This window comes from Microcoleus sp. B6-A1 (assembly GCF_036705085.1).
GTDB lineage: Bacteria > Cyanobacteriota > Cyanobacteriia > Cyanobacteriales > Microcoleaceae > Microcoleus.
Map to the genome: position 1 here is coordinate 14041 of NZ_JAUBTU010000064.1, position 21218 is coordinate 35258.

Genomic DNA, 21218 nt, shown 5'->3' on the forward strand with positions numbered 1-21218 from the left:
GGACCGCCCTTCCTGCTGAGGCGTCTGTGTGCCGCAATTATCAAGGACGCGAGATTTGCATTGTCGATATCAAACGCAGTGCAAAAAATTATTGGGAATACAGGGTAATTCTGAGTGTTGATGGAGTGAAAAAGCCTCTAGAAGTCTACAATTGCCGCGATCGCACTACAGTTAAGAAAGATGGAACTGTTTTGGCGTTTGGAGAAAACAACCCGGGTGAAATCGTCTGCCGTTTTTTTAATAAAAAATAGTTTTGGCAATTTAATTTATCTCATCCTCTTATAATTTCATCAAACTAAACTGTAAAATTTAGATGCGTGTGGGCTCACCAATAGCGGGAACACTAATGCGTTTTTAAGTGCATTAGTGAAGATTTTCCCCGCTCAAACTGTGGCTAGGCGATCGCCACTCTTAAGATGTTCTATCTGTGCGGCGACTTGACTGTAAGAGTTCTGGGCCACACCGCCATAATAGTCTCGATACCACTCTACAAACTGACGAATTCCTTCCTCGATTGGGGTACTAGGCTTAAACCCTACATCCGCCATTAAATCATCTACATCTGCATAAGTAGATGGTACATCACCAGGCTGCATCGGCAACAAATTCTTAACGGCAGTTTTGCCCATTGCTGCTTCAACGACTTCAATAAAAGTCAACAATTCCACAGGGGAATTATTGCCAATATTATAAATCTTATAGGGAACGACGCTTGATGTTTCTGAATCGGATTGATGAGGCTTTTCTATGACTCGCACAACTCCTTCAACTACATCATCAATGTAAGTGAAGTCGCGCTGCATTTTACCGAAATTATAAACATCAATCGGTTTGTTTTCGGCGATCGCCTTGACAAACTTGAAATACGCCATATCCGGCCGTCCCCAGGGCCCGTAGACTGTAAAAAAGCGCAATCCGGTGATTGGCAAGCTGTACAAATGACTGTAGGAATGAGCCATCAGTTCGTTAGCTTTTTTGGTGGCTGCGTAAAGGGAAATAGGATGATCGACGTTATCGCTAACAGCAAAGGGAACTTTCGTATTATTACCGTAAACGGAACTGGAAGAAGCAAAGACTAAATGCTCAATTTTGCTATGACGACAACCTTCTAAGATATTTAAAAATCCCATTAGGTTGCTGTCTGCGTAAGCGTGGGGATTGTCCAGGGAGTAGCGCACACCGGCTTGGGCTGCGAGGTGGACAACACGGTCAATTTTTTGATTTTGGAAGAGTTGGGATATGCCGGTGCGATCGCTCAAATCTAACTGCTGAAAAGTAAATTCTGAATGCGACTGGAGTTGAGCTAAACGCGCTTTTTTGAGATTGACATCGTAATAGTCGTTTAAGTTGTCGATGCCGTAAACTTGCTGACCTTGGGACAATAATCTTTGGGCTAAATGATAGCCGATAAAGCCTGCTGCGCCTGTGACTAAAATTTTCATTGTGGGTAATTAGTAATTTGTAATTGGTAATGCAAACAATTTGAAGCCAGCGCTAACTAATTTCACCTGAGAGATTCATCGCTTGCAATACGGGATGTTTCGCGGAGGCGGGATAGTGTAAAATGTTGATATTTCCGGGTTGAACCTGGAGAGATTGCTGTGGGATTGGCAAGCCTAAAACTTGATTTAATGCTCCCCGAATTTCGCTGGTTTCGGCAACGACTAACCCGGTGCAAAGAGATGAAGTTTGGTGCGTTCTGCCGGAAATTGTTTGGTGCCAAGTCTGCATAAATCTTTTAGTTGAGATGGATAACTGTACTGTCGGATTGGGGTGCGACCGAATCAATCTTTCTGCCATTTGTGTGGAGTTTGCTCCCTCGCTGTTCAGGCAAAAATTGAGAGGGCTTTGCTCGATAATTTTGGCAACTATGTCGGTATAAATGTCTTTTTTATTGTCTGCCGGTACTAGCAGCAAACGCAGTCCTTGTTTGCCTTCTTTGAGTTTCGGCAAAATTTCTCCTAAATGATTTGTCAAATTCATCGCTTCTAATTCAGCCTGATGTTCTGCACCGACAAAACTCAGAATACTGACTCCGCAATTCGATTGCTGTAGAGTATGAAAGTCTTGACATTTCATCCCGATCGCGGTACTAATTAGTGCTTTGATAGTCCCTCCGTGAGTGATAACTAAGATTGTTTTACCAACAGATTTTGGCAGAATTTCTGCCCAAAAATTTTGGGCTTGGCGGTAGAGGTTTTGGACTGGGAAATTTGGCGGTTTGACTAAAGTTGCAATTGAATTACCAATCAGTGAATTATCCTCTAATTCAGCAGCCATTTGGAATTCGTGAGGGCGTTCTCTCCAACAGCGGTAATCTTCAGCAAGGTCTTCTCGAACGTATTTGAATGATAAACCATTCCAAGCGGGCAAGTCAATTTCTTTTAAGTTTTGATCGATGTGCAATTCTGGGTGACTGTCGGCTATAGTTGCGATCGCACTTAAAATCTCCCTGGCCGTCTCTCTAGCGCGCTGAAGCGGGCTGCTGTAAACAATATCTAGGGGAATGGTGCTTAAAGAAAGTCCTGTTTGATAGGCGGTTAAACGGCCCTTTTCGGTTAGCAAAGAATCGTCGCAGCAGCCTTGATACAGTCCTAGTTCGTTATAAATACTTTGACCGTGACGGACGAGAATAACGCGAGTTGTGTTGTTCATGATTGATTTTCAGGATAGATTGTATGAGTTGTCAAAAATTAAACGTGGTTCGCAAAGTGCCGATATAAATTGGATCATTTTTGCTATTGTGTTCTGGGTTAGTTATTGCCAGAAATCCCAGAGTTACTGCTAGATTGTCTGTTAATTGCCTCCGATAAAATGCTTCTAAATGCAGCGATGTGTCCGGGTCGATATATTCTCGATCGTCCTCGATGAAATCGCTGTTAATTACTTTAGGTGGTTGACCGATAACTATACCTCCTACACTATCTTCTGATCCTAAATCTGGAAAAGCTAAAGTTACCGCCCAGTTAAACATACTAGCTTGGGGTCGATCGCCCAAATCGAGAGCCTGGGCGCGGGTATATCCCACCCAACCTCCGGCTGTAAGCTGGCGGCTGATTTTGACACTGGATTGAATGCCGAAAGAATTGGCTGCAATGGCATCGCTTTCGCCGTCAAAAGGATCGTTTGCTCGATCGCTTCCCGTTCCCGTATCCAGACTATTATAAGAACGGACGTAGGTTAAACCAACTCCGATATTATTAGTTGGTCGAACAGTTAATTGGGCGATAGCACCATAAGCCGCTTTGCCAAAACCAATTGCCGGATCGTTTACTTTATCGGCCATAAATCCTACGTCTAAACTCACGCTTTTGCTGAAAGCATAACTCACTCCAATACCGCTACCTTCGCCGTGGCGGTAAATCGGATTTCGCTGACCGAAACGGGATACCGTACCCCGACTGCTGCCACTTAAATAAGGATTTAGAGTATCAGTATAGTCGTTGATACTGCCGCCGACAGCTTCCACATAAACAACTGCTTGGTTATTGATTGGAAACCGATATTCTAACCGACTGAGTTCAAATTGATTCTCGCTGTCGCCTTGAAAACTCAGATTAGCCATGTCTGTTTCCGCAGCATCGCTAACTTTAGGAATATTGTTAGCTTGCAGTCTCGTTCTGAGTCTATCTTTACCCGTAAAACTCGTGTCCAAATTTAATCTGACTCGATGGCCAAAGGTAAGATTGCTGTCAATATCGCCTTCACCATCTGCCTTTTCATTTCCCTCAACTCCAATCACTCCAAAAAGAGCTTCACCATCGAATTGGGTTGTAGTTGAAAACTGCTGTACACCGTCTAAACGCTGTGACAAATTTTCGATTCTGCCCCGCAAACCTGCCAACTCTCCCTGGAATTCTGTTTGCAGTTTACGCAAAATTTCCAAGTCTTCGCGGGTGATTAAATTAGCAGTATTGGCTCCAATTTGCTGATTTAGACGATCGAGGGTTGCATTCAAAGCAGCGGCAAATTCGTAGCGGGTTAAAACGCGATTACCGCGAAAAGTCCCGTCGGGATAGCCGGCGATTAACCCGTAACGTTCTACCAAAGATTTAAGGGCGTGAAAGGCCCAATCTGTAGGTTTAACATCGGATAATTCGGAGACAGAAGTGATGTTTGCTAAAGATTCGCGATCGACCTTTTCGGTTACTATTAGAAGTCGATCGCTAGCACCAGTCTCTGCAACGTCGAAAGTGCGATCGGATGGTGGGACTACCGCCGGAAGTGACAAAGTTTGGGAATTTTCAGGCATCTGATTTATTGACGTTGCAAACAGGCTTTTAGTTCCATTATTGTCAAAATTAATTTCGCGATCGCCCTTAACAAACTCAGTAGCAACAACCGGAGTTGCTACCGTCAAAGCAATTAGAAAAACTAAGGAAAACTGAGGAAGCATGAGCAAAATAAAAGCTCCAATAATTCAATATCAAAAATTTACATTTACCGAATTAACGGGAAATAACACAGGCATCAGCTTCATCCGGCAAATCATTGCTGATCGCAGATTGCACTGCATACATCGCTGCATATTTATTGCCTAACTTTATCAGTTCAGAATGAGTACCCTGTTCCAAAACTTTGCCACTTTCAATATACAGAATTGTGTCAGCTTGTTCGGCTGCTTTCAGATTGTGAGTAATCCAAAACGTCGTGCTATTTTGAGTCAGCCTTTCTAACGCTTCGCTAACCTCGCGTTCATTTTCCTGGTCTAAACCAGTTGTCGGTTCGTCTAAAATGACGATCGGAGATTGGCGGACAGCCGCACGGGCGATCGCAATTCGCTGTCTTTGTCCTCCGGAAAGTGTCGCTCCGCGTTCTCCTAAAATAGTATCGTAGCCGAGAGGCAATGCTTCGATAAAATCGTGAGCGTTAGCCAAACGGGAGGCCGCTTCAATTTCGGCATCAGTTGCATTTAAACATCCGTAAGCAATATTATCCTTGACGCTGACAGCAAACAAAACACTCTCTTGCAGCACGATACTAATCTGTTGTCGCAACGAATCAACTTTGTATTCGCGCAAGTCATGTCCATCAATTAAAATGCCTCCTTCCACAGGATCGTAAAGCCGAAGTAACAGGCTGACTAAACTCGATTTACCGCCGCCGGAAGGGCCGACTAAAGCAACTTGCTGACCTGCTTTTACTTGAAAACTCATGTTTTGCAAAATCACTTGTTCCGCTTCGTAAGCAAACATGACATTTTTAAATTCCACTGCACCTCGGAAACGCGGCGCTGTAAGTGCACCCCGCAAATCGCGAATTTCCGGTACGGTATCGAGGAGGTCGATAATCCGCTCTCCCGAAGCCGTTGCTTTAGAAATTTGGGCGGTATATTTAGCCAATTGGCGCATGGGTTTGAAAGCAGTTTTAAGGTAGTTAATAAATACTAATAATTCACCGGGTGAAACCATTTTCTCCAGCACTAACTGCACTCCGCGCCACAAAATTAGAGCCGTTGCAACCGCAACCAACATCTCTACAGTGCGCTCCAATCCCGCTGCCAATTTTTGCGATTCTGCGCCTTCCTGCAAGCTTTTTTGATTATCCTTAGAAAAAGAACTTTCTAACATTCCTTGGAGCGAAAGAGCTTGCACTACTTTAATTGCACCCATTGCTTCGGCGGCGGTGGCGGCCATCGCTCCTTCGCGCTTGCGCTGCTTGCGAGCTACTTTTTGAATCTGCTTGGAAAGGTGAGCGGAAACGAGGATAAATAGCGGGAAAACTGCGATCGCAATTATCGCCAATTCCCAATTCATCCACAGCATCACCGCCAGCATTCCTGTCAGCGTAAAAACATTGGTAAATAGCGGCAGTGCTGCGGTGACGGTAGCTTCGCGAATGCGCTCGACATCGTAGGTAACGCGGGTAATTAAATCGCCGCTCTTAGCTTTACTGTGAAATGAGAGGGAAAGCCGCTGCAAGTGACTGTAAAGAGTACCCCGAATTTCAGTCATGATGTGGGTAGCAGCTAAAGCCATACCGATCGTACTGATATAAGCGCAAGCCGCCCGCAAAGCTGCGATCGCCACAATTGCCACAGCTAGGACTGTTAACAACTCAATGGTGCTGAGATTTCTAATAAGTGGAAATGTTTGAGAAGCAGTTTCAAAGCCCGATAGCAGAATGTAGTCAAAGATTATTTTCAGAGGCCAAGGTTCTAGCAAGCGGAAGGCAGTTTCAGCGACTAATGCTAAAAATGAGATGACAATCAAAATGTTTTGCTTACGAATCTGCGGCCAGAATTTGCCAATAATTCGTCCCAGTCCGGGTATAGTTTCTTTAACACTTTTAGTTTCCGGCATTTGAGAGTCCTTGAAAAGATAGATTGTGCAAGTTTTTCATTCCCCATGACAGATCCTTGAAAATATGGATTGGTTGGGGTAGTTCGCTTGTCCGACAGTCCTCCAGGGAATGAATTCCTCCGTTTCTAGTTAAAGTCCTCTGAAACTGACTGATGAGTTGAAAATTATTCTTCTGGGTTCTCATAGCGAGGACTTTCGCTTTGAGGCAGGGGTTTAAACCCCTGTCGGACTACCGGAGAGCAGATTTGACTATTCTTACAAAACAGAAGATGCTGCTTCCAAAACCCGCGATCGCTCCGGTTGTAATACCTTAACTTCCACTTTGCGATCGGGAGTGCGATCAAACCGAGAAGTAATGTAACTGTTGATAATGCGATCGACGTGAACCAACATTTTTTCTAACAGCAGATTGCGATTTCCGAAGGCAATTCGCCGCACAAAAGGTCGGACAATACCCTGGTGCCTGCGCTGTCCCAATCTGCTGTAACGCTTTTTGAAATACTTGTCTTCAGTCAGATCCCATTTTGTGCGGAAATGTTCTAAACTTGCAACTTCCCAAGCATCGCTCCAGCGCAGCATGAAAAAGGCAAAATCAGACCATTGCAGCGGGCCGGGAACGTAAGTAACTACCGATGCGGGTTCGCAGTAAATAGTGCCGCCCGCGTTCGTCACACTCATGCAGAAATCAATGTGTTCGCGCGTGCTCAGCAGCGCTTCATCTAGTTTTCCGACGCGGGTAAAAATTTCAGTGCGGACTAACATACAGTGAAATTCTGCAAATTCGCACTGGTTTCTGTGGAGTTGTTCGCGAACTTCAGCCACCGGACGATTGACGAAATAATGTTTTTCATGTACCTTCCGCTTGACTTTAGTTTTGCCTGGTTTTTGTTCCAAAACAATCCGCGCTTCTCCTCCCGCTAAATGAATGGTTTCATGCAGTGGATTGCCGATGCAGGTGAGGGGACACACGACGACGGCTTGGGTTTCGGCGGCACATTCCAAAAGGCGATCGAGCCAGCCGGGAGTTACAACAACGTCGTTGTCGATGAACAGCACGTATTCAGTTTTAATTCGATCTAAAGCGAGATTTCTAGCTTGATTCGGCGCCAAATAAGTTTTAGTTTGCAACAGTTGAAAGCCTTTTTCTTGCGCCTGCTTTTCCAGATAATTCCGCATTGGAGTTGGGGAATTGCCGTCAACATAGATTAGGAAAAACGGCGTTTCTGTATGTTGGTACAGGCTTTCTAAAGACTCGCGGGTGTAACTGAAACGTTCGCGGGGCGAGACAACAATTGTAACTTTTGGTGAGATCACGGTGGTAACTCCTATTCTTCAGTCCGCGCAGGCGGAATTTGTTTGTGCAGTAGCGATTTCAATCGCCGAGCAATCAAAGGAAAAATAAACCCAGATTTGCCATTAAATGCTGTTAATCAGGGCCAGCTTTGGGCTGATAGTATTAGCGGCGGCTACAATCGGCTTGGATGCCTCTAAAACTTGTTGATAAACGGTTTGCCAGTTGGCTTGTTCGACAGCGGGATTGAGCTGTTCTATCGCCTTTTTTCTAGCAGCTAAACCGAGTTTTTGTCGCAGTTCTGGTTTAAGGGCGAATTGCCGCAAAGCAACTGCTAATTCTGCTGCTGAACCTGGATTTACTAACAGTGCATCCACCTCGTTTTCAAGAATGTCACCGATCGCATCTACCTTTGTACCGACGATCGCCTTTCCTGCTAGCATTGCCTCTAACATGGCATTGGGACAGCCGTCGTGCAGGGAAGGAATCGCAAAAATATCGAGAATTGGCAGGTAAGATAGGGCTGTTTCTCGGCTGACAAGCCCAGTGATAATCAGCCGATCGCCCAATCCGCTGTTTTGCACTTCTTGCTGCCAGTAATCCCGTTCGCGATCGGCAAAATCCCCAATTAAAAGCAGCGTTAAATCAACGTCGGCACTGATTTGGCCGCAAGCTTCCATCAAATATTCGATGCCCTTCTTGTCGCGAAAACGACCGACTGAGCCGATGACAGTTCCGCGCAATTCACCAGGTACAACAGGAGCCGACAGTTGGCTGAAGTCGATGGGAGCGATCGAATTCCAAAAAGCCGAAGATTTCTCCTGAATGCTGGGAGTTAAAATGCGGCCTCTAGTTTGCAAATCGCGGCTGACAAACGTCACCCAATCCGAATTTTCTAAGATCCAAACAGTTTGGCCGTGCTGTTTGGCATTGAAAATATGTTTGTGCAAATCGCTACCCCGAATACTGTTGATAACCGGGACATTTTGTTCGCGAGCTAGCAAAGTAGTAATAAAACCTGTTTCATTGATAAAAAAAGCATGAAACAAGTTGTAATTGTATTTTTGATGCAGCAGTTTCAATTGAGAATAAATCTCGCTCAAAAAATCCTGCATAATCGGCTCGCTAGAGCGCGCCGGCGGATACAATCGGTGTACCAAAATGCCATCTCGATCGGCAGTTTCGATCCTAGCCCGCTGGGGTTCACCTATCGTAAACTTCCGCTGTTTGGAATGAAAAACAGCAACGTGAACTTCGTAGCCTAACTCCAACATCATGTGAGCAATCCGGTGCACCGATTCCCCAACACCGCCCACTTCTGGCGGATATTCCAAACTCGCAATACAAACTTTAACCTTCATTAAATCCACTCCTCAATTTGATAATTTTTGCGGTGATGTATGGCTTAGATTCCTCACTGTCAACTGTTTAAAAACCCCGCTATCAACTGTCAACTGTCAACTAAGAGGGTGGGCACGGGGGCACCGCCCCTACCAACTGTCAACTGTCAACTGTTTATGCAGCAACAGCCGGTACTTTTAGTAAACTTTTCAGGAAACCAGCCGTTTTCTCTACTCCCTGCAAGTCAAGTTTCACAGGCTTTGGCCTATCCATCAGATTTAGCACAATCTTTTTGGCAAAGTTTCTGGGTTCTAAATCTGCTGGACGAATCACCTTTAAAATTCCCAATCTTTCCAGTTTTTGGCTTCTGATAGTTTGTTCTAGGTCGCCATTTCCCAGAAATGGCAGCATCATCGATCGCACTCCAGTTGTCAAAATATTCATGGTAGTGTTGTAGCCTCCCATACTGATAGACAGATCGGCTTTTTCCATATATGCCAGCAGATTGGGGGTGTACCGCTGAATGTTAATGTTTGCTTGAGTTGCTGTGCTGGCTTGCATCTGGGCAAATTTTTCATCAGGAAAAAACGGGCCGGTGAACACCTGGATTTGATGGGGCACAATCCACTCTAAAATTGGCGCTGCTTCTACTAAGGAATCCAGCAATTCGTGACCGAATCTCCCGCCGCCGATACTCGCCAAAATTAGCGGCTTGTCGCAGTTAAGCGCGGCTTTATCTTCATCGTTAAGTACCGGGTTTTCTGGCGAAGACTGCACTACGTATCCAGTGTAGTGAACTTTGCAGTTTAAATCGCTAATTCTAGAAAAGCTTTCCTCCAAGGGTTGAAATTGCCGATCGCCGTGAATCAATAATAGATCGAAATATTGATTCATCAGTTTGCAAATTTTCTCTTCGTGCCGTTCTTGGTCTTGTTTTGTGACAACAATATCCCGCAAACTGCAAACTACTTTTGTCGATCGCCCTTTGGCTTTTACCCGTTCCAAAAGCGGGATGAGTTCAAAGGAAAACCGCCTCCTGCCGAAGGGAAATAACTCTACCATCAAAATATCCGGTTGAAAAGAGTTAAAAATTTCCAGTAGTTGATTTTTCCTGAATTCTTGAACTTCCTCAAGACTGAGACTGTCGTCAACAACCGAAAGATTTTGAAATTCTGGATCGGTTTCGATCGCAGGCAAATTCACAACTTCAACCCCGGCGGGAATTTCAAAGCCGGCGATTGGTTTTCCGCCGTTGATAAAACAAATCTGGAAGTCTGCAACTAAGCCGCGCACAATTTCCATGCTGCGGACTAAGTGTCCGATGCCTAAAATGTGCTGGCAATAAAACATGAGCTTTTTCATCAGACTTTTACCTCTATTTTTTCAGTAATTTCTATTGTTGGCTGCGGGCTTTTTAGTTGAGTTGAGTTCAGCAGTCGATCGAACAATTCGCGAATTTCACCGACGTTTCGTTCCAGGGAAAACTGCTGCAAAACCCGCTGTCTTCCGGCTTTGCCAAACTGCTCTCTCAATTCAGGTTGAGCTAACAATTTTTCTAAAGCCTCCGCTAAAGCTGGAGGATTTTTCTCGGGAACCAAAAAACCGTTTTCTTCATTTTTTACCAGTTCGCTAATGCCAGAAATATCGGTAGAAACTACCGGAATTTCCATTGCCATTGCTTCTAATAAAACATTGGGGATTCCGTCGCGATCGCCATTTTTCATAACTTGACAAGGTAGCACAAATATACTAGCTATCTGATACACCTGAACCAATTCATCCTGAGTCATTTTCCCGGCGAGAGAAACCACATCCGCTACATCTAACTCGGCAATTAATTGTTCGAGTTCTGCTTGCAGAGGCCCGTAACCCACGATGTCGCACTGGAATTTATGCCCTTGATTTTTTAACTGCTGGCAAGCTTGGATTAAGTAAGGAAATCCTTTCTTGTCGCAGTACCTGCCGACGCTCAAAATCAACGGAATTTCCGTTTTGTGTTTGGCAAATGCTGATGTGAAACGGGTCAAGTCTATGCCGTGATAGGACAAGTAAATCGGCGTGTTGCTTTGGGAAACAGAGCGCAAATAGCGGTGATTGAATCCCGTACAGGTAAGCACAAATTCTGCACTGCGAATTCGGCGATCGAGCACTTCCGCTTCTGTCAAGTAAATATCCTTAGCGTGAGCAAAGATATTGTAGGAAAAAATGCCAAAAATCTTGGCTATTTCTGTCGTGGCTGTCGGCACATTGGCAAAGTGAGCTTGCAGGTGGGAAAGTCCCAAATTTTGCATTGTTGCTGCCAAATATCCAGCTTGCAAAAATTCATTCCAACGTTTTTTTTCGGGACGCTGCAAGTAAAATTGCAGTGCTTGCCAATATTGCTTCGGACTTTGAGACAACAGTTGCCAATGAGCTTTAAGTAAAGCGATTAAATCGGGAAAGCTGAAATTTGGCAGCAGTGTGGGAATGTAAGTAACGCTGGCTTTAACTTTGGCAACATCGGGGTGATTTTTTTCATCCGTCGGTTTTCGGAGGGAAAACAAGTGCAAAGATACTCCTTGGCGTTCTAATTCCAGAATTTCATTCAAGATGAAAGTTTCCGAAACTTTGGGATAAGTTTTGAGTAAATAACCTACGGTTTTGCGGTTGTCAGACATATATAGCAGTTGACAGTTGACAGTTGACAGTTGACAGGTTGAGAGTTGACATACTAAATCTGTGTTAAATACCCCTAGCCTTATTTAAGTGTGACAGTTGGCTTGATCCCTGAAAAATTGAGGTTTATCGGAGTCACTGGCTTGGATAGTAGGTGAGAAATGTAGTGAGAAATCCGAGGCAGTCCACCCAAATCTAAACCGGGAGCAACGGCGCAATAATGGGTTTCTTCTAATTTAGTTAACAGCAAATCCATCAAAGTTTCTGGAATTACTTCGTCAGGATGAATCATCGCGAGCCAACCGAGTTTTGACATTTGTTCGGCTCGCATTAATTGCTCGCTAGCTGGTTTAATTCGAGGAATTGCGATCGCTCTTTTTCCCAAGGAAAGCACTTCCGTAATTGTGTTGTACCCGCTCATACAGACGACTGCATCGGCTGCATCTATATAACTCATCAAATCGTCGGTAAAATCCAACATTTTAACTTGCGGGTTCGATGCAGCTTTTTGAGAAAGTTGCTCTCGCTGCTGAGAGGGCATTTCCGAACCGCAAATGATGACGCTGCGAATAGCTTTTGCTGTCAGTCGTGGGACTCCGGTTAAGTAAGTATCCACCACATGATAGCCATCCTCGCCGCCCCCCGGTGTGACTAAAACTAACTGTTCGTGTTCTTTTATTTGCAATTCTTGCCGTCTGGCTTCTCGACTTTTTAACCCCGGTGATTTGCGGAGATAGCCGCAATAACGTACCTTTTGGGCAACTGCCGGCGGAAATTTATATTCGCGACAAATGTTAAACAATTCCGGCATTCCGATTACCAAGATTTGGTCGTAAAACCGCTCAACTGCTTCGTAAAAATCGTGTTCTTTCCAATCACTAATTGTCTTTTCTGGACTGTCTAAAATATCGCGCATTAGCAGCAACAATTTGGTTTGTGGCAACTGTTTTTTCAAAAATTTAAGCGTTGTTACCAACTCATTTTTGATGCCGTAAGGTTTTTTATCGACTAAGATCGCATCGGGTTTAAAGTTGATTGCTGCCATCAAAATCAAGTCCGATCGCAGTTTGACAGTTTCAGCAATATCAGTCTGCAAATACTTGACCGCTATTTCCCCGGTTTCGCCTCGATTCAAACAGGGAATTTTGATGTAGTCAAGTCTCGGCGGCAGTCTAAAACTCTGCAGCATCGGCGAACCGGATACTACCAAAATGGAAAGGTCGGAAATAGCACTCAGTAAATGTTCGCAAATGGTCAGCATTCTGCGGATGTTGCCGAGACCAAATGCGTCGTGGGAGTAAACCATCAGTCTCATAATCAGTGTGCCTCGATAAGTTAACTGAATGCACGTAGATATGGTGAACTAGAGCGCTCTAGAAAGCTTGAGGAAAAAGCCGTTATAAATTTTAAGTGACTAGAAATTTCAAGGAATTGTGGGGCACAGAATAACTTTTCAAAATATCCTGTACCGATGACGCAAACACGCACGATCGCAATTCTCCTATCGGGTTTTAAGTTGAGGACGGACATCACGGAAGTTGCGATCGCCCTTGAGTGTCCTAAACTTTGTACTGCGATTGTTTAAATATAATTTCGCAGTTCTTTGTGAAGCCTTCATGAAGCTTTGATGAGAAAATTTTCACAAAACTCAGGGAATTTACTTACAAAAACGGAATTTCGGCAACGGGCAACCCCCCCCTGACCCCCCCTTGGGGGGAAGGCATTGGGCATGGATAGCCTTGTACCTAATTTGCTTGATAAGCGCTATATTTTTTTTCATAACCCAGTTTCTGACCACCCCTGCGTCCAAAACAAATCCCCCTCAGCGAGGGGGATTTAGTCAAAACTGCCTCAGTAATTACTCTGAAATTAAATAATAACAACTACATTTGTTGAAAACATTTATTAACTTTGCAAAAACTGATTGATTAGGGGGAGGACAGGGAAGAGTCCTTTTCCTTTAAATGCGATCGCACCCGCAAAAGCAAATCTTTGAATCTAAACGGCTTAGTGACACACTCGCTAGCACCCGATTCCAATGCCGAAAGCAGTTCTTGCGGATCCGTGCGGGCCGTAACCACAATAATCGGTCGCTGTTCTCCCCGATTTCGCAGTTCCCGGAGGACTGTCATACCGTCGATCGCGGGCAACCCCAAATCGAGCAATAACAGGTCAAATTCGTTTTCTGTGGCCATTGACAAAGCTTGCGGGCCATTTTCTGCTACGGCAGTCGCAAATCCTTGTTTTTTGAAGCCTTTTTCCATAAAAGCAGCTATTTTAACTTCATCTTCAGCAATCAAAATTCGGTACATAAATTTATAGTTAACGACACCCTACCTATGACCCAATACGGTTCAGTTAAGCTCGATCCCCCCTAACCCTGCTTCTTAAGGGAGATGCGAGGGGGATCTCCGAGCAATAAATAGTTTTAACCCAAGCGTATTGACCTACGACCTTTAAATTATGGCAAATTCCCCTGAAACTATCGTTAAATAATTATGAGAATTTTTTCACGATCGCAATCGATAACCCATGCCACGAACAGTTTCAATGAGACCGGAGCCTAATTTCTTCCGCAAATAACCGACATAAACATCGACAATATTGGAACCTGGATCGTAATTGTAACCCCAAACTCGGTCTAAAAGTTGTTCGCGGCTCATCACTTGTCCGGGATGGCGAAAAAAGGTTTCTGCTAAGGTGAATTCTCGCGCGGGCAACTCAATATTTTGATCGCCTACTTTGACTTTGCGAGTCCGCAAATCAAGCACTATATTGCCAATTTTCAGTACCGTTTCATCTGAATTAGTGCGTTCGTAAGTGCCGCGCAACCGCGCGCGCAACCGCACCAACAACTCTTCAAAACGGAAAGGTTTAGTCAAATAATCGTCAGCACCGCCTTCAAATCCTGCTACCTTAGTTTGAATGTCATCGCGGCCGCTCAAGATAATAATTGGTAATACTTCTCCCTGTCCGCGCAATTCCTCAATAACCTGCAATCCATCCTTGCCAGGAAGCCCCAAATCGAGAATCATTAAATCAAACTCGCCGTCAATAGCCATCAGCAAGGCATCCTTAGCGCTAGGAGCAATGGCAGTGATAAAACCATGAGATCGCAGTCCTTTTTCGATAAAAGCAGCGATTTTGGGTTCGTCTTCAACAATCAGAATTCTACTCATAAACCTGACCAAAAACGATTTATTTGCTCCCTAGCTTACCTTCTACCTTCAAATGGCTCGATCGGCAGAACGATAGCGAAAGTCGAGCCAGCTCCCAATTGACTGTTAACATACACTTTTCCACCGTGAGCTTCTGCGATCGCCCTGACAATAGACAAACCCAAACCGGCACCTTCGGAACGGCGGCGGCTGTTTGCAGCCCTAGCAAACCTGTCAAAAATTCGCTGCTGGTCGATCGGGGATATACCTTCTCCCGTATCGCGCACCCAAAATCGGACATTGCTGCCACTAACAGCAGATCCGATCGCGATCGTATCCTCAGACTTAGTGTGCTGCGCGGCATTTTGAGCCAAATTCATTATAACTTGAGTAATTCGCTGGCGATCGGCAACAATTCGACATGAAGCCACAGCATCCAATACCCAATTTCGATTTCCTAGAGCTTTTACCTTCGCAAAAAGTTCCTCACTCAGCGCACCAACTTCCACAGTTTCTAGCAGCAAAAAATCCGAATGTTCTGCCTTAGACAGCAGCAGTAAATCCTCCACAAAGCGACTCATGCGATCGAGTTCATCCATCACCAAAGTCATAGTTTCTTCCTGTTCATGAGGATCGTCACCCATCAACTCCAAATGCCCCCGAATTATCGTAATCGGAGTGCGGAGTTCGTGTCCGGCATCATTGATAAAATTGCGCTGATTAGAAAAAGCTTTCTCCAACCGATCCATCATCTCATTAAAAGTAGTTGCCAGTTCCGCAATTTCCCCTTGCCCTTCAACGACAATGCGCTGACTTAAATCCGACTCTTCGATCGCCCGGGCAGTTGCTGTCAGCGAGCGCAGGGGAGCTAACAGTTTTCCGGCTGCTATCCAAGCCAGAAAAACAACTAAAATCATGGCGACCAAAGTTACCTCAATGATAACTTTAAAAGCTTCCAGCGCTTCTTGGCGTTCGCCCGCAGTCACGTGAGCCACAACGAATACTCCCACAGTTTTACCTTGAATTTTAATAGGTTCGGCAATGTAGAGAATGCTGCCTACTTTACTGTCTGAGACTTTATATTCGCCGCGAGCTGACTGGCTCAATTTTCCCCAATTTTGCACCAGTTCCGAATCCGGTCGAAGCAGTTTTGGCAGTGCTTTGGAACTGGCTTTATAAAATTCGCCTTCTACAATAGCGATCAGAAAGGTATCGTCTTCGGTGATTTCCCGGGCAAGGTGAATATCTAAGAGTGCCAACAATTTAGCAGGGTGCGAGTAAGTTTTGATAGAGCCGTATTTTTTTTTTAATCGCTGTTCTACAGCCCCGTTTTTAGCGTCTAATGCGGCTGCCAGCCGTTCATTAAATATTGTTATTTGTTCAGCTAAATCCTCTTTAACCCGGGCATCTACCAGCGCAAACAAGCGCTGGCGAATTGCCGGAATAGAAAGGGACAGGAAGAATGCCATTAACAAAATGTAGCAGATCAGAATCCGGGTGCGGGCTTCACCAAAAAATCGCTGCCAGCGGGGGGGGAAGTTTGTTTGTGTTAGATTTAAATTGCGATCGGTCTTCATGGCAAATCCGGCGGATGGTTCGTCACCAACCAAACTAACTTTCGGGATCGGTTGTGTCTGTAAACCTTGTATCAACTTATTATACTAAATCCGGGTTACTCACCCCCTTTTTGATGTTGGTCGCTAATTTCTCCCCCTCCCCCCCTCTTCAGCAATAAAGGGGTTTTTAAGCCAGATTTGGTATTACGTCTTGCAGACAAATTTTTCGCACTTTTTTTGCAACGTGAGCCATAAGCACACCACCGTTAGCCGTTCATAGCTTTAATTAAAATTCCGATGATTTTCTCAATATCTCGGATAAAATACTCGGTTAAATCTATCGAAACCACGTTATTTTCCAGTTTGAGAAATTGCCAAACTGTACCAGTTGTGACAGCGCCGTAAATAATCGAGATTTCATTACCTTCTTGTTGGTTAAACAATTGTGCTGCTACCATTTCAGCGATACACTGACCTAATCCTGCTTTCAAGTTCTCATTTTTTGCCTCTACAATTGCTAATATGGGAGTGGAAATAAACAACTGTTCCTGAGAATTGCTCATTAAAAAATCGCAAAATCCATTGAGTCCTTTACTTAAATCGACATTAAACTCGATTCCAGAAAATAAACTTATATGATAATTTAATTTGCGCCTAATTTATAACTGGTGCTATAATCATTTCCGATCGGGCTTTTTCGGTATTAATTGAAACAGCGAGATCGATATTTTCTGTGAGAATAGTTGTTAATAATTCGCTGGGTTCTATTTCGGGAACATCAGCGAATAGTTGGGAAGACTCGGTAATTTTTAATTCAAATATTTTACTTATATTGCTTAATTTGAAATCTCTGTAAGCCATTGCTTTTATAATTGCAATAATCGGAATGATTGAACCGCAGAGAACACAGAGAACACAGAGGAAGAGAAGAGAGAGATGAATAATTCTGATGTTAACGGATTTGATATGAAGCGAAGCAATGGCAAAGATTAAGCGATTGCTTCGTTTCACTCGCAATGACAAACTACTGACACATCCTAGGTTAGAATTTTCCGTCTACTGCTGAAACGCAGCGTTCGCAAATTAGCGGATGTTCGATCGACTCTCCGACGTGAGTCGAGTAATTCCAGCAGCGATCGCACTTTTCCCCGTCTGCTTTGACTACACCAATCGCCAACTCTGGAGACTGATAACTGTACGGCAATTCTTGCAGGATTGCATTCGATTCTACCAGTTCCACTTCCGAAGTAATGAACAAATACCGCAATTCGTCTACACCGTTGCCGGTCATTGTAGAATGGTGCCCTGCAGCTATGGAAGCAGGAATTTCGGGTTTGGGTTCGATCGCAACTAATTCTGCTTGCGGGATTTCGGGTGTTTCTACAAACACTTTTTCGGCTGGGGCTGTTTCTGTTTGTGCGATCGCCTCTGTTTCTACAAGCACAAGCGCTGTATCTAATGCCGGTGCGAGGACGATCGCCTTTGTTTCTGCAAGCACGATCGCGGTTGTCTGGCCCAGCACATCTGCTGTCAGCAAATCAATTTGTAGTGCAATTTCTTGACGGTTGGCCGCAAACAGCAAGTGACGGAAAGCAAACCAGATTGTAAATAAGATGCCGATGACTTCAAAGAGGCCTCCCAACATCGGAATCTGATTCATCGTATCCAAAATCGCCAGCGTTACTCTGCCCGTTACTAACACAGAGGCTAACAGCCCAAGTGTTACCAGCGCTTGTTGGTATTCTGTGAAAAAGTTGCCCGCATATTCAGGCAAATTAGCCACAAACTCGGCGGCTCGATCGAAGATTTGCCCAGAATCTGAGGCCGACAGTTCAGGGACAGAATACTCTACTATCTGAGAAGGTCGATCGCTCTTTTGTGCGATCGTTTTCGGCTCAACATAAATTGTATTTTCTGTCAAGACTTTGGCAACTTTTGCCGCTTGTTCTTCCTGTTTATCTTGTGCTGCTTTTGCTTCCTCCTCTGCAGCTAACTCTATGACTGAATTTTGCGATCGCACATAATCCACCAATTCTTCGCTGCTGGGATTGAAAGCTTGCAATTGCTCTCTTTTCTCAACATCAGGAACGTACAATAAAATCTTAGCTTCCAAAGAAGAACCGATCGCCTTTTCAATCCGGGCTTTTTCCAAAACCTTGTTAACTTCGCCCCGCACTTGTCGCAAATACTGCCAGCGAGTAGCCAATTCTGGATTATGCCATGAAGCATCAATTTGCACCCAGCCGGCTTCAAACACGGACTTGTAAGGAGTCGGATAGGGAAGGTACTGCCAAATATCCTCAGCCATGTGACACAAAACAGGTGCGATCGCCCGTGCTAAATTCTCCACAGCAATGGCAATCACCGTCTGACAACTGCGACGGCGAAAGGTATCTGTCGCGCTGATGTAAAGTCTGTCTTTGGCAATATCCAAGTAAAAATTAGACAAATCCACCGTGCAGAAATTCTGCACAGTTTGGAAAAATCGGGAGAATTGGAAGCTTTCAAAAGCATCTTGGACTTCCGCAAATACTTCGCCCATTCTGTGCAGCATATAGCGGTCTAGTTCCGGCAATTCCTCGTAAGCAACGGCATCCTTTGCCGGATCGAAGTCGTGCAAATTACCCAGCAAAAACTTAGCTGTATTGCGGATTTTGCGGTAAACATCCGACTGCTGTTTGAGAATGTTTTTGCCCAAAGGCACGTCGGCGGAGTAATCTACCGAAGACACCCACAACCGCAAAACATCGGCTCCATATTCCTTAATTACGACTGCCGGATCGACGACATTACCTTCAGACTTGCTCTGCTTCCGGCCTTTTTCATCGAGTACAAAACCGTGAGTCAAAACTGTTTTGTAAGGAGCAACGCCGTTAGTTGCTACACTGGTCAGCAAGCTGGATTGAAACCAGCCGCGGTGTTGGTCTGAACCTTCCAAATAAATATCAGCAGGATAGTTTAATTCCGATCGCCCTTTGGCAACTGCGGCCCAGGAAGAACCGGAGTCAAACCACACATCCATCGTGTCGGTTCCCTTGCGGTAAGTGCGGCCGTTGTTGCGGTAAGATTCCGGCAGCAATTCCTCGATCGATAATTCCCACCAAGCATCCGAACCGCGTTCGGCAAAGATGGCTTGCACATGGGCGATCGTTTCTTGATTCAGCAGCGGTTCGTTGGTTTCTTCGTCGTAGAATACCGGAATGGGAACGCCCCAACTCCGCTGGCGAGAAATACACCAATCCGATCGATCGCCCACCATTGCAGTAATCCGATTTTCCCCTTGGGCGGGAATCCAATTCACCTCGGCGATCGCTTTTAAGGCTTCATCTCGGAACCCTTCAACGGACGCAAACCACTGTTCCGTCGCCCGAAAAATGGTCGGCTTTTTCGTGCGCCAATCGTAAGGATAAGAGTGAGCGTAACTTTCCTCTTTAATCAAACAATTTGCTTCGGCAAGGGCATCAATCACTGCGGCATTGCCCTCTACGAGGACATTTAAACCTGCAAACTGTCCGGCTTCTGCGGTGAAATTTCCGTTTTCATCTACGGGGGTTAAAACTGGCAAACCGCAGCGCTTTCCGACGATAAAGTCTTCTTGTCCGTGCCCCGGTGCGGTGTGCACCAATCCCGTACCAGAATCAGCGGTAATGTAGTCACCGCCGGCAACAATTGGACTTTCGCGATCGAACAGCGGGTGTTTGTAGCTGCAACCTTCTAATTCTTTGCCTTTGAAGGTAGCAAGTATTTTTAATTCAGTGTTAAAAGTTGCCGACAGCCGATCGACCGCATCGACAGCTACTAACATAAATTGTTGTGCGATGTGGGAATTTGCCGGCGGTTCCACCACGGCATAAGTCAGTTCGGGATTGACGGCGATCGCCAAGTTTGCCGGAATTGTCCAGGGAGTAGTCGTCCAAATCGCCGCCCAGAGGCTCGGCATATAGCGTTTGAGCTTCGACTGCAAAGATTTTGACAATTTTCTCACATGAAAGCCGACGTAGATGCTGCGCGACGTGTGGCCTTCGGGATATTCCAATTCCGCTTCGGCGAGGGCTGTTTTCGAGCTCGGGCTCCAGTGAACCGGTTTGAAGCCGCGGTAGATGTAGCCTTTGAGCACCATTTGACCGAAAACGCCGATTTGAGCGGCTTCGTATTCGGGTTTCATTGTTAAATACGGGTGTTCCCAGTCGCCCCAAACGCCGTAGCGCTGGAAGGATTCGCGCTGCTGTTCCATTGTTTGCTGCGCGAAGGCGGCGGCTTTGCGGCGAAGTTCGATCGGGGTAAGATTTAGCCGTTCCTCCGATTTCATCTTCTTATCTTGCAAGACTTTAAGTTCGATCGGCAATCCGTGACAATCCCAACCCGGCACGTAGCGAACCTTTTTGCCGCGCAGCATTTGGTAGCGGTTGATAAAGTCTTTGAGGATTTTGTTGAGGGCGTGGCCGATGTGGAGTTGTCCGTTGGCGTAGGGTGGCCCGTCGTGGAGGATGAACAAATCGCCTGGGTTATTTTCCGAAAGGCGATCGTAGATTTCTTGATCTGCCCAAAATTGTTGCAATTCTGGTTCCCGTTTGACGGCGTTGGCGCGCATATCAAACTTGGTTTTGGGCAGGTTTACCGTGTCTTTGTAAGATTTAGCTTCCATTTTTGAGAAACGTTTTATGTAGTTAGTTGTTAGTAGTTAGCGGTTATTTGAAAGATGAGATCAAGTCCGGTTAAATAATCATAAAAAATATTCGGTAAGTGGGAAACTCAGAGTCTTTAGACCTGAGAGGAAAACGACTCGGCGGTTTCAACCGCCTTGAATCCCCTTTCGGGGTTAGAGGGGTATGGTTGCCCCTCCAATGGAGATACAGTTGTCTCCTTCCTCCCTTGCGGGGTAATGTTCGCCTCGACCTGGTTATAAAGGCTTGTT

16 protein-coding genes are annotated in these 21218 nt (G+C 45.2%); 1 reads left to right on the top strand and 15 read right to left on the bottom strand.

What is annotated here, in order from left to right; all coding sequences use genetic code 11:
* The first annotated feature begins 26 nt into the window (after positions 1-26).
* Complete coding sequence (locus tag QUB11_RS21570) at positions 27-251, top strand: hypothetical protein (protein ID WP_333206039.1); 225 nt, start codon at positions 27-29, stop codon at positions 249-251.
* A 132-nt stretch (positions 252-383) separates the two neighbouring features.
* Here the strand turns inward: QUB11_RS21570 and QUB11_RS21575 are convergent, their stop codons facing one another.
* The 15 genes from QUB11_RS21575 to ileS all read right to left on the bottom strand — a co-directional run bounded on the left by QUB11_RS21575 (position 384) and on the right by ileS (position 20948).
* Entirely contained in the window at positions 384-1442 is a 1059-nt protein-coding gene (locus QUB11_RS21575; RefSeq protein ID WP_333206040.1) for an NAD-dependent epimerase, read from the bottom strand.
* A 52-nt stretch (positions 1443-1494) separates the two neighbouring features.
* A complete protein-coding gene (locus QUB11_RS21580; RefSeq protein ID WP_333206041.1) occupies positions 1495-2655 on the bottom strand; it encodes a histidine phosphatase family protein in 1161 nt (386 codons plus the stop codon).
* Between the two features lie 31 nt (positions 2656-2686).
* Positions 2687-4396: an iron uptake porin gene (locus QUB11_RS21585; protein WP_333206059.1), complete on the bottom strand. Its 1710-nt coding sequence runs from the start codon at positions 4394-4396 to the stop codon at positions 2687-2689.
* A gap of 52 nt (positions 4397-4448) precedes the next feature.
* Entirely contained in the window at positions 4449-6302 is a 1854-nt protein-coding gene (locus QUB11_RS21590) for an ABC transporter ATP-binding protein (RefSeq protein ID WP_333206042.1), read from the bottom strand.
* A 255-nt stretch (positions 6303-6557) separates the two neighbouring features.
* Complete coding sequence (locus QUB11_RS21595; RefSeq protein ID WP_333206043.1) at positions 6558-7616, bottom strand: glycosyltransferase; 1059 nt, start codon at positions 7614-7616, stop codon at positions 6558-6560.
* 102 nt (positions 7617-7718) lie between these two features.
* Positions 7719-8954, bottom strand: coding sequence for a glycosyltransferase (locus tag QUB11_RS21600; protein ID WP_333206044.1), 1236 nt, complete (start codon positions 8952-8954; stop codon positions 7719-7721).
* A gap of 154 nt (positions 8955-9108) precedes the next feature.
* Positions 9109-10296 (bottom strand): glycosyltransferase, encoded by a 1188-nt coding sequence (locus tag QUB11_RS21605; protein ID WP_333206045.1) that lies wholly within the window; start codon positions 10294-10296, stop codon positions 9109-9111.
* The gene (locus tag QUB11_RS21610; RefSeq protein ID WP_333206046.1) at positions 10296-11591 is read right to left on the bottom strand and encodes a glycosyltransferase; all 1296 of its coding nucleotides are present in this window, start codon (positions 11589-11591) and stop codon (positions 10296-10298) included. Before QUB11_RS21610 ends, QUB11_RS21605 begins: the two co-directional genes overlap by 1 nt.
* An 80-nt stretch (positions 11592-11671) precedes the next feature.
* Positions 11672-12904, bottom strand: coding sequence for a glycosyltransferase (locus tag QUB11_RS21615; protein ID WP_333206047.1), 1233 nt, complete (start codon positions 12902-12904; stop codon positions 11672-11674).
* A gap of 613 nt (positions 12905-13517) precedes the next feature.
* Positions 13518-13901 carry a response regulator transcription factor gene (locus QUB11_RS21620; protein ID WP_333206048.1) on the bottom strand — a complete coding sequence of 128 codons (384 nt, stop codon included), beginning with the start codon at positions 13899-13901 and terminating at the stop codon, positions 13518-13520.
* Positions 13902-14099: 198 nt separating this feature from the next.
* The gene (locus tag QUB11_RS21625) at positions 14100-14768 is read right to left on the bottom strand and encodes a response regulator transcription factor (RefSeq protein ID WP_333206049.1); all 669 of its coding nucleotides are present in this window, start codon (positions 14766-14768) and stop codon (positions 14100-14102) included.
* Positions 14769-14803: 35 nt separating this feature from the next.
* Positions 14804-16357, bottom strand: coding sequence for an ATP-binding protein (locus QUB11_RS21630; RefSeq protein WP_333206050.1), 1554 nt, complete (start codon positions 16355-16357; stop codon positions 14804-14806).
* Positions 16358-16569: 212 nt separating this feature from the next.
* Positions 16570-16866, bottom strand: coding sequence for a hypothetical protein (locus QUB11_RS21635; RefSeq protein WP_333206051.1), 297 nt, complete (start codon positions 16864-16866; stop codon positions 16570-16572).
* 91 nt (positions 16867-16957) lie between these two features.
* Positions 16958-17164 carry a hypothetical protein gene (locus tag QUB11_RS21640; RefSeq protein ID WP_333206052.1) on the bottom strand — a complete coding sequence of 69 codons (207 nt, stop codon included), beginning with the start codon at positions 17162-17164 and terminating at the stop codon, positions 16958-16960.
* A gap of 181 nt (positions 17165-17345) precedes the next feature.
* On the bottom strand, positions 17346-20948 hold the full coding sequence (gene ileS, locus QUB11_RS21645) for an isoleucine--tRNA ligase (protein WP_333206053.1): 3603 nt from the start codon (positions 20946-20948) through the stop codon (positions 17346-17348).
* Positions 20949-21218: the final 270 nt, after the last annotated feature.

Excerpts from the sequence above, each read along its gene's own strand:
- QUB11_RS21575 (WP_333206040.1), bottom strand. The coding sequence starts at position 1,442 with ATGAAAATTTTAGTCACAGGCGCAGCAGGCTTTATCGGCTATCATTTA.
- QUB11_RS21580 (WP_333206041.1), bottom strand. The coding sequence starts at position 2,655 with ATGAACAACACAACTCGCGTTATTCTCGTCCGTCACGGTCAAAGTATT.
- QUB11_RS21585 (WP_333206059.1), bottom strand. The coding sequence starts at position 4,396 with ATGCTTCCTCAGTTTTCCTTAGTTTTTCTAATTGCTTTGACGGTAGCA.
- QUB11_RS21590 (WP_333206042.1), bottom strand. The coding sequence starts at position 6,302 with ATGCCGGAAACTAAAAGTGTTAAAGAAACTATACCCGGACTGGGACGA.
- QUB11_RS21600 (WP_333206044.1), bottom strand. The coding sequence starts at position 8,954 with ATGAAGGTTAAAGTTTGTATTGCGAGTTTGGAATATCCGCCAGAAGTG.
- QUB11_RS21605 (WP_333206045.1), bottom strand. The coding sequence starts at position 10,296 with ATGAAAAAGCTCATGTTTTATTGCCAGCACATTTTAGGCATCGGACAC.
- QUB11_RS21610 (WP_333206046.1), bottom strand. The coding sequence starts at position 11,591 with ATGTCTGACAACCGCAAAACCGTAGGTTATTTACTCAAAACTTATCCC.
- QUB11_RS21615 (WP_333206047.1), bottom strand. The coding sequence starts at position 12,904 with ATGAGACTGATGGTTTACTCCCACGACGCATTTGGTCTCGGCAACATC.
- QUB11_RS21620 (WP_333206048.1), bottom strand. The coding sequence starts at position 13,901 with ATGTACCGAATTTTGATTGCTGAAGATGAAGTTAAAATAGCTGCTTTT.
- QUB11_RS21625 (WP_333206049.1), bottom strand. The coding sequence starts at position 14,768 with ATGAGTAGAATTCTGATTGTTGAAGACGAACCCAAAATCGCTGCTTTT.
- QUB11_RS21635 (WP_333206051.1), bottom strand. The coding sequence starts at position 16,866 with ATGAGCAATTCTCAGGAACAGTTGTTTATTTCCACTCCCATATTAGCA.
- QUB11_RS21640 (WP_333206052.1), bottom strand. The coding sequence starts at position 17,164 with ATGGCTTACAGAGATTTCAAATTAAGCAATATAAGTAAAATATTTGAA.
- ileS (WP_333206053.1), bottom strand. The coding sequence starts at position 20,948 with ATGGAAGCTAAATCTTACAAAGACACGGTAAACCTGCCCAAAACCAAG.